At 35.9% G+C, this 16,060-nt stretch carries 14 protein-coding genes; 9 read left to right on the top strand and 5 right to left on the bottom strand.

What is annotated here, in order from left to right:
- The first annotated feature begins 60 nt into the window (after positions 1–60).
- The 5 genes from QWY87_RS09495 to QWY87_RS09475 all read left to right on the top strand — a co-directional run bounded on the left by QWY87_RS09495 (position 61) and on the right by QWY87_RS09475 (position 6,320).
- A complete protein-coding gene (locus tag QWY87_RS09495) occupies positions 61–597 on the top strand; it encodes a helix-turn-helix transcriptional regulator (RefSeq protein ID WP_290290589.1) in 537 nt (178 codons plus the stop codon).
- Between the two features lie 11 nt (positions 598–608).
- Positions 609–1,421 carry a hypothetical protein gene (locus tag QWY87_RS09490; RefSeq protein WP_290290588.1) on the top strand — a complete coding sequence of 271 codons (813 nt, stop codon included), beginning with the start codon at positions 609–611 and terminating at the stop codon, positions 1,419–1,421.
- Positions 1,422–1,546: 125 nt separating this feature from the next.
- Positions 1,547–3,103 carry a T9SS type A sorting domain-containing protein gene (locus QWY87_RS09485; RefSeq protein WP_290290585.1) on the top strand — a complete coding sequence of 519 codons (1,557 nt, stop codon included), beginning with the start codon at positions 1,547–1,549 and terminating at the stop codon, positions 3,101–3,103.
- Positions 3,104–3,327: 224 nt separating this feature from the next.
- Complete coding sequence (locus QWY87_RS09480; RefSeq protein WP_290290583.1) at positions 3,328–4,854, top strand: DUF1254 domain-containing protein; 1,527 nt, start codon at positions 3,328–3,330, stop codon at positions 4,852–4,854.
- Positions 4,855–5,048: 194 nt separating this feature from the next.
- Complete coding sequence (locus QWY87_RS09475) at positions 5,049–6,320, top strand: gliding motility protein GldB-related protein (protein ID WP_290290582.1); 1,272 nt, start codon at positions 5,049–5,051, stop codon at positions 6,318–6,320.
- Between the two features lie 103 nt (positions 6,321–6,423).
- Here the strand turns inward: QWY87_RS09475 and QWY87_RS09470 are convergent, their stop codons facing one another.
- Positions 6,424–7,305, bottom strand: coding sequence for a universal stress protein (locus QWY87_RS09470; protein ID WP_290290579.1), 882 nt, complete (start codon positions 7,303–7,305; stop codon positions 6,424–6,426).
- Between the two features lie 626 nt (positions 7,306–7,931).
- Between QWY87_RS09470 and QWY87_RS09465 the strand changes: the two genes are divergently transcribed.
- Positions 7,932–8,312: a hypothetical protein gene (locus tag QWY87_RS09465; protein WP_290290577.1), complete on the top strand. Its 381-nt coding sequence runs from the start codon at positions 7,932–7,934 to the stop codon at positions 8,310–8,312.
- Positions 8,313–8,799: 487 nt separating this feature from the next.
- Here the strand turns inward: QWY87_RS09465 and QWY87_RS09460 are convergent, their stop codons facing one another.
- The 4 genes from QWY87_RS09460 to QWY87_RS09445 all read right to left on the bottom strand — a co-directional run bounded on the left by QWY87_RS09460 (position 8,800) and on the right by QWY87_RS09445 (position 12,945).
- Positions 8,800–9,645: a universal stress protein gene (locus QWY87_RS09460; RefSeq protein WP_290290576.1), complete on the bottom strand. Its 846-nt coding sequence runs from the start codon at positions 9,643–9,645 to the stop codon at positions 8,800–8,802.
- 559 nt (positions 9,646–10,204) lie between these two features.
- Complete coding sequence (locus QWY87_RS09455) at positions 10,205–10,561, bottom strand: hypothetical protein (protein WP_290290575.1); 357 nt, start codon at positions 10,559–10,561, stop codon at positions 10,205–10,207.
- A 687-nt stretch (positions 10,562–11,248) separates the two neighbouring features.
- Positions 11,249–12,157: a hypothetical protein gene (locus QWY87_RS09450; RefSeq protein WP_290290574.1), complete on the bottom strand. Its 909-nt coding sequence runs from the start codon at positions 12,155–12,157 to the stop codon at positions 11,249–11,251.
- A gap of 113 nt (positions 12,158–12,270) precedes the next feature.
- Complete coding sequence (locus tag QWY87_RS09445) at positions 12,271–12,945, bottom strand: NERD domain-containing protein (protein ID WP_290290572.1); 675 nt, start codon at positions 12,943–12,945, stop codon at positions 12,271–12,273.
- Positions 12,946–13,406: 461 nt separating this feature from the next.
- Here QWY87_RS09445 and QWY87_RS09440 point away from each other — a divergent pair, with 461 nt between their 5' ends.
- The 3 genes from QWY87_RS09440 (at position 13,407) to QWY87_RS09430 (ending at position 15,944) form a co-directional block, all read left to right on the top strand.
- Entirely contained in the window at positions 13,407–14,165 is a 759-nt protein-coding gene (locus QWY87_RS09440) for a phospholipase D family protein (protein WP_290290571.1), read from the top strand.
- 173 nt (positions 14,166–14,338) lie between these two features.
- Positions 14,339–14,887, top strand: a complete 549-nt coding sequence (locus tag QWY87_RS09435; RefSeq protein ID WP_290290570.1) for a DUF4468 domain-containing protein — start codon at positions 14,339–14,341, stop codon at positions 14,885–14,887.
- A gap of 199 nt (positions 14,888–15,086) precedes the next feature.
- Positions 15,087–15,944: a hypothetical protein gene (locus QWY87_RS09430; protein ID WP_290290569.1), complete on the top strand. Its 858-nt coding sequence runs from the start codon at positions 15,087–15,089 to the stop codon at positions 15,942–15,944.
- Positions 15,945–16,060 lie beyond the last annotated feature (116 nt).

Genomic DNA, 16,060 nt, shown 5'->3' with positions numbered 1-16,060 from the left:
TAAAATAAATTTGTTATTTAGTACGATTCGTATTATATTCGTAGTACGAATCGTACTATTATGAAAAAAGATATTAAACCAACATTATTAGATTTTGCAATACTCGGATTGATTCAGGATCAGCCTTTATCAGGCTATGGTATTCGAAAAGTGTTTGAGGAAACAGCAATGGGTAATTATAGTAACAGCCCGGGAACAATCTACCCTGCCATCAAAAGGTTAGAGAAATTTGAACTGGCAGAAAAGGTTTTACAAAAAGATACAGCAAAAACACGATTTCAAATCACTCAAAAGGGGCTTTTAAGGCTTAAAGAATGGTTGATACAACCCATTGAAAAAAAAGAAGTTGAAAAGAAAACAGATGAACTTTTACTTCGATTTGCATTTATGGAGACCTTGGTCAATAAAGAGCAGAAAATCATTTTTCTTCATTCTTTTCAAGACTTGTTAAAAACATATATTCAAGATCTTCAAACATTTTACAGCAATGAATCAAACAATATGCCCTTGCATGCCAGGCTCGCTTTTCAACATGGCATTGAGTCAAACAAAACTACCTTAAAATGGTGTAAGAATACGATCTCAGTATTAACCTAAAATGAACTATTATGAAACTTCATTATTATTTAAAATTGTTAGTAGCGTCAATAATTATACCTGTTTTATACTTTATTTTTGATGCATTGTTCTTATCGGATACTACGCTGGATTCGCTGAATTTGTGGGCTGTAGTTTCTAATGTCTTCATCGTAATCCTACTGGGTTTTTATGTGTCTAATTCAAGTTTAAGAGGGATGAAACTGGCGCTTTCGGTATTTTTTATTTATTATATCATTGGTCACTTCAATATATTAATTGAAGCATATATATTTAATGTTACAGACCGAGCAGAAACGACCAAAGAAATACTTCAAGGCCTGTTTATTGCATCCATTTTTGCGCCGTTATTTGTGCTGCTCCTCAATAAATGGGAGGGAAGTTCAGAAGCATTGCAATTCAAAAAACGATCCGTATTCAGCTGGATCTGGAGGGGAGCACTGGGCATTTTTATCTATTTGATCTTTTATATTGGTGCCGGTATGATCTTACAAGCCACCTATCCTGACCTTATGTCTTTTTACGAAGGAAAACTGCCAGCGGTGGATGTGATGATCTTCACCCAGTTTCCAAGAGGACTCTTATTTGTGCTGGTAGCCATCTTGATGCTGCGAACCTTGAAGTTGCCACAAATCAAAAAGGCCCTGATCATAGGACTGGTGTTTTCAGTTATTGGAGGCATTGCGCCGTTGATCTCACCCAATGAGTTTATGCCGGCAAATATTAGAATGGTGCATGGAATCGAGGTAGGGATCTCTAATTTTCTCTATGGAATGACTTTGGCTTACTTACTGGGTCAGGAATTGTTGAATAAAAGCGCCTAGGAACTATTTTTAATTATCACCTATAAAGCGATATTGACTAGAATCAATTTGGGTCTTGATTCGCATCATCGTTATAAGAAAGAAGCCTTATTAACTTTAATAATTGAATCTTAATTAGTAAAGTTATGAGGCATTTTTACAAACTCCGTTTTTTTGTTTTACTATTAACAGGAACTTTACTAGGTCAAGTTACCTATGTGCCGGATAATAATTTTGAAGTATCACTGATCAATTTAGGATATGATGACGAGTTGGATGATTATGTACTTACTTCAAATATTTCTGGCCTTACTTCATTAGACCTGCGCAGCCAGTTTATTTCTGATCTCACAGGCATTGAAGATTTTATAATGTTGGAGAAGCTTCATTTAACTGACAATCGGCTCAGTGCACTTGATCTTGCAAAGAATACTAATTTGAAGGAGCTCAAATGTGACTCGAATGTTTTGGAACAACTGGATCTAAGCCAGAATATACTGCTGGAGGTCTTAGATTGCGGCGGTAACCTGCTCAATTCCATTGACCTGAATCAAAACAACAGGTTAAAGGAATTTTTTGCCCAAGAAAACAAATTAACAGCGCTTAATCTAAGTAATAATGTGGAGCTGGAAACCTTATGGGTAAGTTTTAATCAGATTAACTCGTTGAATTTAGGTTCAAACGGCTCTCTTAAAACCGTTTATGTTCATAACAATCAAATGACCGAACTTTTAACCGCAGGTGCGGATGCACTTGAATTTTTAGAATGTTCTGAGAATTCACTGGCTTCCCTTTCTTTAACTGAAAACATCAATTTAAGAGACCTGCATTGCGGTATGAATCCATTTACGGAATTAGATCTGGAAGGGTTGGTAAATTTAACGGAATTTGATGCTGAAAACAATCAGCTGACGCGTTTAGATTTTAGCAGCAACCAAAACCTTCAAACACTATTCTGTACTAATGGAAAGCTGCAAGAATTGATTACTACCGGAGCTAACAAGCTCGAATTCTTGTATTGCAGTGAAAATGAGCTGACAACATTAGATTTGAGTGAAAACGAGGCGCTCGTTCTGCTTATATGCTGGGGTAATCAACTCACTTCTTTAGATTTGACGAAGCATCCGGATTTGTTTACCATCTCTGCCAGTGATAATCAATTGACCTCTTTGATCACAACCGGTGCCATAACGCTGAATCAATTTGAATGTGACAATAATAAACTGGAGGATTTAGATCTCAGTACCAATGTGAATTTGGCGTGGGTAGCTTGTGCAAATAATAATTTATTCTCCTTAAATCTCCAAAATGGGAATAATGAGAATATTAATGACATTAATACCACTAACAACCCAAACCTGGGCTGTATCCAGGTAGACGATGCTATTTATGCTACGACTAATTGGAAAAACAGAGATGATACCACCTCTTTTGCTGAAGATTGTTTCTATGCATTGGCGGTTGACGATGAAGTGTTGCAAGAAGGCCTGGTCTTCTATCCAAATCCGGCAGAGCAGATGCTTTACATTAATTCACAGGTTCCAATTGAAAGTGTTGAACTTTATTCTACCATTGGGCAACGGTTGATGCAGTGGCCTTATCCTAAAGATGCTGTGGACGTGTCATCAGTGAATAAAGGTTTGTATTTGATAAGAATCATCGCAGAACAGGGTAGTGTTACAGAGCGATTTATAAAGGAATAAGGGGTTTATGCAGGGTTTTTTAAGGTTGTAGAATTCTTCAAGTGCCTTGCAAACTTCACTGACATAAATCATGCAATAATTCCATATTACTTTGTAGTATTGTTAGTAACAGGCCATTGGGTTTTCTATTGTTTACTACTGGTATTTTTTCGACCCACCTGCCAGCGAATCAATAGATGCCTGAATATCTTGAGAGTGAACTTAACCCCGAAAATGAATATATTATGCAAACCAACATCTTCAAATTAGCAGTACTGTTTTTAGTTTTTTCCCTTTTTTCGTGCACGAATCAGGATAAAACAGTTGTAAAGGCTGAAACTACAGAAATTGAGCCGATCAAAAAGCACATTGTTACCCCATCGGTAGTAGAAACAGAAAGGCTTGGCACACTTAATTATTTTGATGGTTATCCATCAGAAGAGACAGTAGAAAAAGTTTATGATAACCTCGACTTTACCAGAGGTATGGAAACTTTTTTAAACGGTATACCTGCGGCTTCTATGCATGCTTTGATTGAAGGATTTAGCGGTGCAGGGGTAAATGATCTTGGTGAAATAGCCATTTTTGAGAATCTTATGGATTCAAAGTCTTTATTTTTAACGCCCAATACAGAATCAGTCTATACCATCAGCCACTTTGATTTGAAAGAAGGCCCGATAGTTGTAGAAAGCCCGCCAAATACCCTAGGGATGATCAACGATATGTTCTTTAGGTATGTCACCGATCTCGGTAATGCCGGCCCTGATAAAGGAAAGGGTGGAAAATATTTGGTGCTTCCTCCTGATTATGAAGGAAACGTTCCTGAGGGCTATTTCGTTGTACGACCACCAACTTACCAAAACATTGTATTTTGGAGAGGCTTCCTGCAAAACGGAGATCCGAAACCCGCAGTGGAAAGCATCAAGGCAAATACCAATATTTATTTATTGAGCCAGACAAAAAATCCACCCGAACCTGTATTTATGGATTGGTCAGGAAAAAGATTTAATACGATACACGCCAACGATTTTAAATTTTATGAAGAGTTAAATGAGGTCATTCAATACGAGCCTTCAGAAGCGTTTGAACCTCAGATTTTAGGCATATTTAAGTCAATAGGAATTGAAAAAGGAAAAGAATTTAATCCAGACCCACGATTAAAAGCAATCCTTGAAGATGCCGTCAAAGTAGGTAATGCCACGGCAAGATCTATTTCATTTAGCCCGCGTAATAATGATATTTATCTCTACCCAGACAGCTATTGGACCATCGCTTTTCTAGGTGGCTATCAATTTCAAACCAACAATGCGCGCGAGCTTGACGGAAGAACCTTGTTTCATTATATAGCCACAGCGGTTACGCCTGCCATGGAAATTGAAATGGTTGGGGTTGGTTCTCAATATGCAGCAACATATAAAGATGACCAGGGACATTATTTAGATGGTTCAAAAAACTATAAACTTACTATTCCTGCCAATCCACCGGTAAAAGATTTTTGGTCAATTGTATTGTATGACCCACAAACCAGAAGTATGCTTGAAACAGATAATCCTTTTCCTAGTGTGAATAGTGAACTCAGTGATCTGGAAAAAAACAGTGATGGTTCGGTAGATCTGTACTTTGGGCCAAAATCACCTGAAGGAAAAGAAAAAAACTGGATCCAAACCATTGAAAACAAAGGGTGGTTCGTTCTTCTTAGAATATATGGTCCGCTAGAGCCATGGTTTGATAAATCGTGGAAACCAGGAGAAATTGAGTTGGTTAAGGATTAATACTGGTTTGTTCATTTTTTAATGTCGGTTTTTAAAATCGTATTTTATTTAAACAAAATATTGAGTTAAGTAGCTTACTTCAACCTGCCTGCCGTCAGGCAGGAATTCAATATTCAAAAAGGTCAAATACAGCCCTGATCACAATCGGTTGTAACAAATAACTCCATTCACAGTCTCATATAAAAATGAGATTCATGAAAAAAATATTGTTTTCTGCCATGGTTTTGCTCTTGTTTAGTCAAGTGATTGCGCAAGAAAAAGAAAGTGTATCTGCCATTGGAAATGAAGCTGATCATTTTTATCTTGAAAAAAAATACGATGCTGCAACGGCCAATTATCTTAGGGTAATTGACATGTCTGACTTTAACAGTCAAAAAAGAAACGCTGCGTATAATGCTGCCTGTTGCCTTGCCTTACAGAAAAAGACGGATAGCGCTTTTGTATTGTTGAACAGCGCGATCGCTTATGGATATAATAACAAACTTCACCTTAGTACAGACAGTGATTTAAAGATCCTGCATCAAGACGCGAAGTGGAAAAAATTGCTGGATGAGGTTCCTGCGTCCAAAACTTTGAACGACAATCCTGAAAAGGCACATATCATTACCAGAGATATACACCATTTTTGGGAGGCATATGACCTGGCAGCGAAAGACACAGCCAATGCAAAAAGTATTTATAAAAAATATTATTTTGACAAGGCTAGTGACGGAATGCAGGACTATATGGGCTTAAAAGTGTCTTCAATAGATCGATTTACAAAGCATATCCAGTCTCATCCTAAATTATATACATCGATTAGAGAAAATACGCTCAAAGTTGAGGTCTATAAAAAAGAGATCCAGACTGGTTTTAAGAATTTGAAAGCCATTTATCCTGAGGCAAAATTTCCGGATGTGTATTTTGTGATCGGTGCCTTTACCAGTGGCGGGACAATTTCAAGTGCAGGTTTGCTGATCGGGACAAATCAAATGAGTGACGGGATAGGAGTCAATACTGAAGAGCTCGATTTTCGCGCGAAATTATTAATGAATAAATCAAAATATATCCCAAATATAGTTGCTCATGAATTGATTCATTTTCAACAAGATCATATGAAGCGTGATACCATTACCCTTGGATATGCTATTAAAGAAGGTATGGCTGATTTTATTGGTGAATTAATTAGTGGCGGTACAGCCAATGAAAAGATCTTTGACTGGGCCAAAGGGAAAGAGCATCAAATTTGGAACGACTTTAAAAAAGACATGTATTATAACCGCTCTAAAAACTGGATTGCCAATTACAGCACTGCCTCAAAAGACAGCTACCCTGATCTCGGGTATTGGATTGGTTATGAAATTTGTAAGTCATATTATGAAAATAAGAAAGACAAGCAACAGGCTATCTACGATATGCTGCATGTCAGGGATTACAGGAAGTTCTTGGATGATAGCAAGTGGGAGAAGAAAGTGAAGAAGTATTAATTTTTTGCTTTTGTGTTGTTCTTTCTAATCATTATTCAAAAATCTCCAATCTCCAATCCCCGCCTGCCGGCAGGCGGGTTCAATCTCCAATCAAAAACTAACTTCAATTTTCAATAGTATCGCTTTTTTTGATATCCTTGTCATCGGTTGCAGGTAAAAAATTCTCATTATAACTCAACAACGGAATCCTGGTGTGGAATTCCATTTTCTTAACAAGATCATCATGGAATAATTTATCAATAATACCGCCGCGTTTTTTTTCCAACATCACCAGCAGGTCAAATTTGTTCCAAGCCATATGATTATGAAGCGCGGCAAAATTATCGTCAGATTGCAAAACCTCAAATGAAATACGCTTATAGGCAATATGCTCTTTAACGAGTTCTTTAAACCATGCTATTTTTTCGATCCCTTTATACTCACTAGCAGGATGTATATGTAGTATTTGAATCTCTGGTTGATAGGGCGCAACAAGTTGAACCAGCTTTGAAAGAGCCTGAACATCATCTTCACGTAAATCAGATGCATATAAAACTTTACCAAAGTCTTTTCGATTCGTATATTCAGGAATGGCCATTACAGGAACGGGTGAATGTTTTACTAAGGCCTTTGTGGTACTTCCGAGTATAACTTCTTTGATGATGCTTTTGCCTCTGGTTCCAACAACCAACAATTGTGGCTTATGCGCTTCTATAATAGAGAGAATTCCCTTCAGAACAGAAGGATGTTCAACAGCCTCGAATTTGGCTTTTACCTTAGTGTCATAATTTTCGAAAAATTCTTTTAATTTATGTTTCCAATCATTAATCATTCCCTGTTTCATTTCTGAGGGATTATATTCAATCGGATAGTTCCAAACATTTGGAATGTCAAATACATGCGCCAATATCAGTTCAGCCTGATGTTTTTCGGCCATGTTTAATGCAAAATAAAACGCTCTAGTAGCATTTGCAGAAAAGTCTGTTGTAAATAGTATTTTTTTCATCTTAAACCTTTTTTATAGTAGGTCAATAAAATAGTAGAAGAAGTATTGCAAAGCAATGATGAGGGTCAATGAAATTGTTGATTTTGATAAAGAATAATGTTATTTCTTCATTTTTTTTGCTTCTCCAAAAAAAACGAACCAAAAAAAAGGAGCCTTTTACGAGGTGTTTTTCAGGCTTTTCTTCGAACGCCTAAAAACCATTTTCAAGGCGCTAAATTTTTTCCAAGGTTTCAAAAATTCTTGACGCGCCTTGAAAACTACACTGACGTAAAAGAGACCTCTCGATAAAAGTCAATGATCAGACGAACTCCCCTCTTGAGAGGGGCTGGGGGTGTGTTCTAGTAATACTTCGAAATTCGACATTCCTTGTTCGACATTCGACATTCAAAAAACACTTCTTAAATCTCCAATCCCTGCCTCGCCGGCAGGCGGGTTCAATCTTCAATCTCCAAACCCTGCCTGCCGGCAGGCAGGGAATGGGTCATTTAAGGATGCTTATTTACTCGCAAGATGACATAGAAAATTAGGGTATTGAGTGAAGTGACCGAGGGCAGATTCTCTTTTATTAAATAGCTATATTTGCGCTGAAATAAAAGCATATTTATTATTAATAAAACAGGTACTAAATGGAAGTAGATTTCATAGATAACATAAATGAATACGGAGAAAATGTTGTGAGATTATTCAATTTTGATAAATATGAAGCCATTAAATTCAGAGATTTAATTAAGGATACTATTGTAAAAAGAAAACAGAAACTAATTCTGTCTCAAGTTGATTTTATCGAAACACACAATTGTAATTTAATTCTTGGACTGTTTAAAACTGATGAAGGAATATTTAGTGTTGATGATAAAACTTTTTATTGTGCCTTAACAGTAGAAGGCTATCACAACATGTTGAAACTCATAGAGCCATTCTGTGTGAAAGACTCTAAAGGTTATCAGTATTTATATGACATCGATAACCCTACTGATTTTTTATTTGCTCCTGCAGCGACGCGGTAAGTGGTTTTAATCAAAACAAATCTTTTGATATTGTTTTGTCCTTTTGCCTTGATGCAAAAGAACGAAAAGATCAAGACTGATTTTATTTTTCTGTGTATCTCTTGGATAATTTTTCTCTTCCATAGCCCCAGCCGTTGCACTCGGGGGCTATTGCATGAGCCTTTCTGAAAATTATCAGGATACAAGACGAAAAATTAAATATGTCGCTTTTCCATTTAAGAATATGATTTCAATACTGAACATTTCGTAAATCAAAAATCTCCAATCTCCAATCTCCAATTAAAAAAGTTCCGTTCATTATTGCTAGCGTGCAGCGGCAGGGTCCAAAGAATGTTTCTGGTTTAGAAGAATACTTCAAAAATCTCAAATCAAAAATCAAAAATCTCCAATCTCCAATCATCAATCTCCAATCCCTGCCTGCCGGCAGGCAGGCCTGCCTCGCCGGCAGGCGGGTTCAATTTTCAGAAGTATCTCGTTTGACGTGTTGCTACTCTGCAACACGCAGATAATGTTCGTTATAGCTCAATAGTGGTATCCAGGTTCTGAATTCCATTTTCTTGACAAGATCTTCATGGAAAATTTTATCAATAATTCCGTGACGCTCTTTTTCAAGCATTACAAGCATATCAAAGTCATTCTCGGTCATATATTTATTCAGGGTGTTAAAAATATCATCAGCCGAAACCATTTCGCATGAAATAGCTGGATAGGAAACATTGTCGTTGATCAGTTCTTTGAACCATTCCATTTTTTCGCGTCGTTTGAACTCATCACCGGTACACATGTGCATGATCTTAATTTCGGGTAAGAAGGGGCGTACCAATTCTACCAAATCTTGTAGGGCTTTTAGGTCAACTTCACGAAAGTCTGAAGTATATAAAACCTTGTTGTAATCTTCTAATTTTGCGTATGCTGGTATGGCCATCACCGGAATCGGCGATCTTTTTACCAAGGCTTTTGTGGTACCACCAAATAATAGTTCTTTCACTTGGTTTTTTCCCTTGGTTCCGGTCACTACTAATTGAGGCTGATATTTTTCAATCACTGACAGGATTCCTTTAACAACAGACCTGTTTTCATGGGCAATATAGGTAGGTTGTATATCAGAATTAGATTGTTTGAAAAAATCCTTTAAGCTCTTTTCCCAGCTTTTCCCAGTCTGTTTTGCCATTTCATCAGGACCATCTATATAAGGTTGACCATAAACAGGTGAAATGTCATATACATGCAGCATGATCAATTCGGCCTGGTGCTTTTCTGCTAAGTTTAGCGCAAAACCAAACGCCTTGTTGGCATTGCTTGAAAAATCGGTTGCAAATAGTATTTTTTTCATCGTGATACCTTTTAAGGTTCTGGGTATAAGATAATAAAACAGAGGGGAGTAAACAATGACATTGGTCAATGATGTGGTGGGTTCCTCTTTTGAGAGGGGTAGGGGTTTGTTTTGTCTTGCTTCAAATGAAGCAGTGTTCTAGATATTGTTTTTTGTCCTTTTGCCTTGATGCAAAAGAACGAAAAGATCAAGACTGCTTTTAATTCTCTGTAGCTTTCCCTCCTTCTTTTCTACACCGTAGCCTGAGCCGTTTCACTTTTCGGCTACTACTCTGCCATTCTAAAATAAGTCGGAAGCTAAAACGAGAATTCAAAGAGGTCGGTTTCGATTTAAACAACAATTTTGTTAGGGAGTTTACTTCTCAAATCTCAAATCTCAAATCTCCAATCTCCAATCAAAAAAACTTCATTCATTATTGCTAGCGTGCAGCGGAACGGTCCAAAGGATGATTCTAGTTTAGAAGAATACTTCAAAAATCTCCAATCTCCAATCATCAATCCCTGCCTGCCGGCAGGCAGGCCTGCCTCGCCGGCAGGCGGGTTCAATCAAATATTTTTATCTAGCGTGTCCCAATAGGACGATTGTGATTTGGTGTTTCTTGTTGTAGCTTTTTTGGTACCATATTATAAATGTCTTCACTATATGATTCATGTGGGGTATAAAACGGTTCGTAGTATCCGTTTTTATAATTATCTAACAACTTATACTTTCTTGCTGATTTACGTTCAATTCTAGCCTCTGTATAAAACTGTTTCTTTTGTTCTTTAGTTCTAATTTTCATTACGGTAGCTTCCGAAACTTGATGTGTAGTGGTACAGCTAGACATTGTATATAGCAAAAGTAATACAGCGATCAATGTTGTATTAAATGATTGGATGGTCTCTTTATATCCTTCTTTGCTTTTATCTTTTACCATGATAACTGTATCAACTTGTTCAGACTGCTAACATTTTGAGTTCGAATAGCTTATAACTATAACTCATATTACCTTTGTTTATTGTTATATCTGTCTCATTTACTATTGTTTAAGTTGCAGTAAATGTTTTGGTTTTTCACTGTATGAATTAAACTTTTGTTAGAGGTCTTTTGGGGAGGGATTTGTTACAGGATATGGTCTTTATTACAAATACAAGATATTTTCTTTTTTGTTCTTTTGGAGTGGTACGACTATTCGTAAGATATTTTTTTTTGTCCTTTTGCCTTGATGCAAGTTTCTTTATTGACATAAAGGATGTTATTCTTTCTTCATTTTTTTTGCTTCTCCAAAAAAAACGAATCAAAAAAAAGGAGCCTTTTACGAGGTGTTTTTTAGACTTTTCTGTCGAACGTCTAAAAACCGTTTTCAATGCGCTAAATTTTTTCCAAGGTTTCAAAAATTCTTGACGCGCCTTTAAATCTACACTGACGTAAAAGATCCATCCCGATAAAAGTCAATGATCAGATGAGCTCCCCTCTTGAGAGGGGGTGGGGGTGTGTTTTAGTGACACTTCAAAAATCTTAAATCTCAAATCTCCAATCTCCAATCCTTTCCTCATTTAAGGCATTATAATATCCCACCATATCCATCTCTCAGTAGAATGCGTCTTTTGAGCTTAAAACGGCATTATTGCTTAAAATAAGACGTCTTATAATCAAGTCCAATCTCCTGTGTCATGAGTAGTATTTCTGGTTTGTCTTTTCGTTGGGCAACTTGCCAGTTGTTATACACTTCCCAAGTGTCATCTGTAAAAATAGGAGGGCCGTATTGTTTGATAAGGGCTTGTCTGACTCTGTCTTCTTCTGCTTTTCCCAGAAGGATCCAGACTACGTTCAGTTTGTCATCGCCAAAACGTGCTTCTGCTTTTCTGGGGAAGCCTAAATAGTTGACGCCAAAACAATTGATCTGGTATTGGGCATTGGGGTCAGATCCGTCTAAATCTTGTCTGAGGGTAAAGGTGCTATTCGCCTTAAACGGGGCTTGTAATTCTTCAAAACTGGCACCCATTTGTAAGAAGGCTGGAACCAATCCGGTATTCGGTAGGGCTTCACTGGCTTTTTCATCTAGTAAAGGATTTTCCCAGGTGAATAAATGTGAAAACATAGCCTCATCAGTCATGATCCAGGCGATGTCTTTTTTATTATTGATCAATAACATTTGCTTTTGATAGACAGTGTAGTCCATATAATTGATGGCGATATCTGTAAGCTTGGTAGTAAGACTTTCTAGTACATTACCTCGGGCTTCAATATTGGTGAGCTGGTCATCTGCAAAAGTAAAAACCGCCTTGCTGATGGTTCCGGTTTCGGTTTTGAGCTCTGAACAGATCAGGTGCTGCTCTTTGTCTTTTGCCAAAGGAAAAATAGTATTGTCTACCGTAATTAATTCCGATGTAGCGACGATGTCTTTGAGTTTGCTTTGCACTGTTGTCAGGGATTCATGCATAGTGACCCCGTTGAATTGTTGTTCTGCTTGAGCGAAGAATATGGTAGGGATTATGAATAGGGTTATTAGTAGGGTTTTTTTAAGTTTCATTTTTGATTGTTAGGGTTAGACTTTGATTAGACAGTGGGAAGGGGGGATTTGTTACAGGAGGACGGGGATTTAGTGGGTGAATGAAGGGATGCTATGAATACTTAAAAGTTTTTCTAAGCGTTTTTGGTAAATCGACATTTTGGATAATTATTACATCCCAAAAAAATCGAGCCAGCATTTGGTCCTCTCCTAGCCATTTTCTGAACAAGATTCCCACCACATTTAGGGCAAATAGTCATTGATGCATGGCGTTTTTTTAAGGAACGGATATGATCTCTTCGAGTTAAGGTCGAGACAGCAAGGTGCTTCTCTAATTGTTCAATTACATCATTTACTACATCTTTTGACAAAACAGGAGTTCGAAAGCTTTTTATATAACTAGACAATCCATTTGTCATCACATTAGCTGGGAGCTTTGTTTTTAACCTACAATCTCCAACAAAATAAACAACTCTATTAATGTATGAATCATGTATCCCTAAAAATTCAGATAAGACTTTTTTTTGCCTGAAAGTTTGTCGAAGTGGGTTCTGGAAAGAATACTTGTTCCCGTATAGAGTTTGAGTCCAATTTGATTGATTCTCAGATCCAAAAATCCAGCCCTTTTTATTTTTTGTTTCAACTATGAAAACCCCAAATTCAGACACTAGTAAATGGTCAATTTGAGTAGTTCCATTGCTTCCTGGAATTATGATATCATGAAACCTACGATAAGTCTTGCTATCAAGCCAGACCCACATATTAAAAGTGGTTTTCTTTTCGCCGAACCAACCTCGAAGTAGTCTCATTGTATTGCGGATTAATCTACAGCCATTATTGGCATGAGTACGAATTTACTTCCCTTACATCAATAGATAGACGACATCTGATGCCCTTAATAAACTTCTTATCTCTCTATGTTTAATATTCAATTCTATGCAATTAGCATCAAGGATTTTTTTTAAGTATAATATCTTGCAAGAGCCATCATTCGGTAGAAGGCTTGTTTTGGGGTTAGAAGCTGGTTTTATGTCAATTTCACATTAATTTTGCATCTTTTTATTGAGCTTTTTTGCTATTTAATTTGTTGCTATGCAATGAAACCCTATTTAGAATTACAACAAATTAAGCACAAAGTTTAAACTTAATTTTCTGAAAATAAGCTCGATAAAAATCTGAGAAAAAATTAGAGGGGTTGGCTACGGAAAGCCGTAAAATATATGAGTCAATGGTTCGTTAACTCTCGAAATCAAATCATTAAAAATCAATCATGGCAAAGTATTTAAGAACTTCAAGTATTACAGCAGAATTAGAAAATTTAATTAGAGAAGCACGTAAAGAATTATACATTATAAGCCCATATTTAAAGTTATCTGACAATGTTAAAGAATTACTTAACGACAAGGAAAGAGAAAAAGTCGAAGTAAGAATAATTTTTGGGAAACAAGAACTCGCTCCTGCCGAAATGAGTTATTTAGAAAATTTGAGTTATGTGCGCTTATACTTTTCTAAAAACCTTCATGCAAAGTGCTATATGAACGAAAGCAAAATGATTATTGCCTCAATGAACCTTTATGAATATTCTCAACAAAATAACAGAGAGATGGGAATTTTGATTGATGCAGAAAATGACGAGGATAAAAAAGTGTACGAAGATGCTACAAAAGACATTGAATCAATTGTTCACAATAGTGAAGATTTTTCTTACGCAAAGGTTCCGCAAAAAGAAACTCCTTTTAAGAAAGTAAAAACGGTAGTTAAAAATGAGAATCAGACTGTGATTAAAAAGAGTGATTCTTCTTACTCAAAACTTCTTACAACAAAAGAATTATCGAGTGAAATTGGAGAAACAAGTAGAAAAATAAACGCTTGGTTTGTTGATAATAGATTAATGTATAAAAAAGGAGAAGATTGGGTAGCGACAAAAAAAGGCGAGGACCTTGGAGGTACCTCTAGGAGTGGTCAGTATGGTAAATTTATTATTTGGCCAGAAGAGATACTAAAAGAACTTCAATTAAATAAAGTATAAGAGTGAACTAAGTATTCATAATTGCAAAAGTGTTTTGTTTTAAAATGGATTGAAAACGCAAAAAAATGCAGGTTAGGTTACAGGTTTTAATTACGGAAATCCGTAAAATCTATGGATATATTCAACTTATTTTTGATATCAAGGAAGAAAATATTAAACAAATTTTTAAATTTATGAATAGGGTTAGGAAAATTTTGGTATTGCTAATATTTACATCAATTAGTTTGACAGCACAGGAAACTCTGAAGTTTGAGAGAGTTATTGAAACTGACAGTGTAGGGAAAGAATTAATTTTTGTCAGCGTTAATGATTGGTTTGCAACAACCTATAATTCAGCCAATGATGTTATTCAAATGGCAGATAAAGATGCAGGAGTTATTGTTGGTAATGGATCAATGTCCTTTAATTATAAAGGCATGTCTTATGTATGTTATGAAGGCTATTTAAAATATACGATTAAAGTGTATATAAAAGACAATAGATTTAAAGTTGTTCTCACCAATTTTAATCATACTGTTAAACCTGGTAATGCTGCATCGTGTGCCTTAGGGGTACTAACAACTGCCGAGGTTTACGCCACAAAAGGTATGTCAAAGAAATACCATAATAAAGTGTGGGATGGGCTAAAATTAAAAGCAGAAACATATTCTGAAGGGATATTCAATTCATTGGCAGAAAAGACGAAGGATATAAAAAATGATAATGGAGGGGGTGATTGGTAATAATCTCTATTTCATCAATACATGTTGGAAGAAACTTTTAGAAGGATATTCTAAATTGCAAAGAATACGGTTTTGATTTATTATATGTAGCTTCAAGCGGTATTTAATTCAAATATTTAAATGAAAAATGACCAAAGAAAACCTAATAAACCACCTTTCATATCATCTTCAAAATAGTCAAAAATCAGAACGATGGGCTATGTATAGACTTATAACACCTGTTGTGGATTTTGCTAATAAATCGATTGGGCATGACGTCTATTTTGAATTCAATCAAACTAGTAGCCATGGAGCTTCACAATCAGTAGATATTGCCATGCTTAAAGCGGGCAAGCCAGTATTAATGATCGAGGCGAAAAGAATAAATAGAAAGATCTCTGCAGAATTAATCACAAAATATTTAGAGCCAGGTTTAAGAGGTATTGTTACGAATGGTGAGTCATGGATATTATGTTCTGATGGCAAAAATAATTGTATTAGTTTGACTGATGGAGAACCCATAGTTGTAGCTAAAAAGTTAGATAAGATTGTTTCATTTATTATAAATGGCGCTAATCAAAGTGATAATTGGAATGAAGAACCAAAGTATTATCGATCTGAAATACAACCAATCCAACTGAGTAAGATTAATAAAGCCACTAGAAAATCAAACGCAATAACTCAAGTTAAAAATTTTGATCAAATCATAGAGTTTATAAAATCTGCACCGAAGCTTTCAAAATTAGATATCGAGTTGTTACATTCGGTTTTCGAAAATTTAGAACAAAACGGCGGTTTTAATGATGAGAATGACTTTGAAATAAGAAGTACAAGATTAAGCATTTTTCAAATAATGGAATCAACTGGTAAGAGAGTTAGAATTGGAAGAGTTGAGTTTGGTAAGAGAAATCCGGATGTGTTGGTTTTGACAAAATTAGTCGAGGAAAATTCTGATTTCGATTTTATGACTTCAGCGCCGCATGATAAAGGAAAACACATGAGGCGTTTCAGGCCTTTTGATAAAGAACAAGTCCAATTATTAGGTGAGGCTCTGACCAAAATCCTATTTCAAAATTAAAAAAACATGTTGATATATATCACTTTAAAACCCAGATTAAAATCTGATCTTTACAACTAACTGTCTATATTTATCAATTCATGAAATAAGGAAAAGTTAAACAAACTAAGAGACAG

It is taken from the genome of Lutimonas halocynthiae (assembly GCF_030409835.1).
In the GTDB taxonomy this organism is placed as follows: Bacteria; Bacteroidota; Bacteroidia; order Flavobacteriales; family Flavobacteriaceae; genus Lutimonas; species Lutimonas halocynthiae.
The sequence above is the reverse complement of the archived record's forward strand: the minus strand, read 5'-3'. Positions and strand labels throughout refer to the sequence as shown.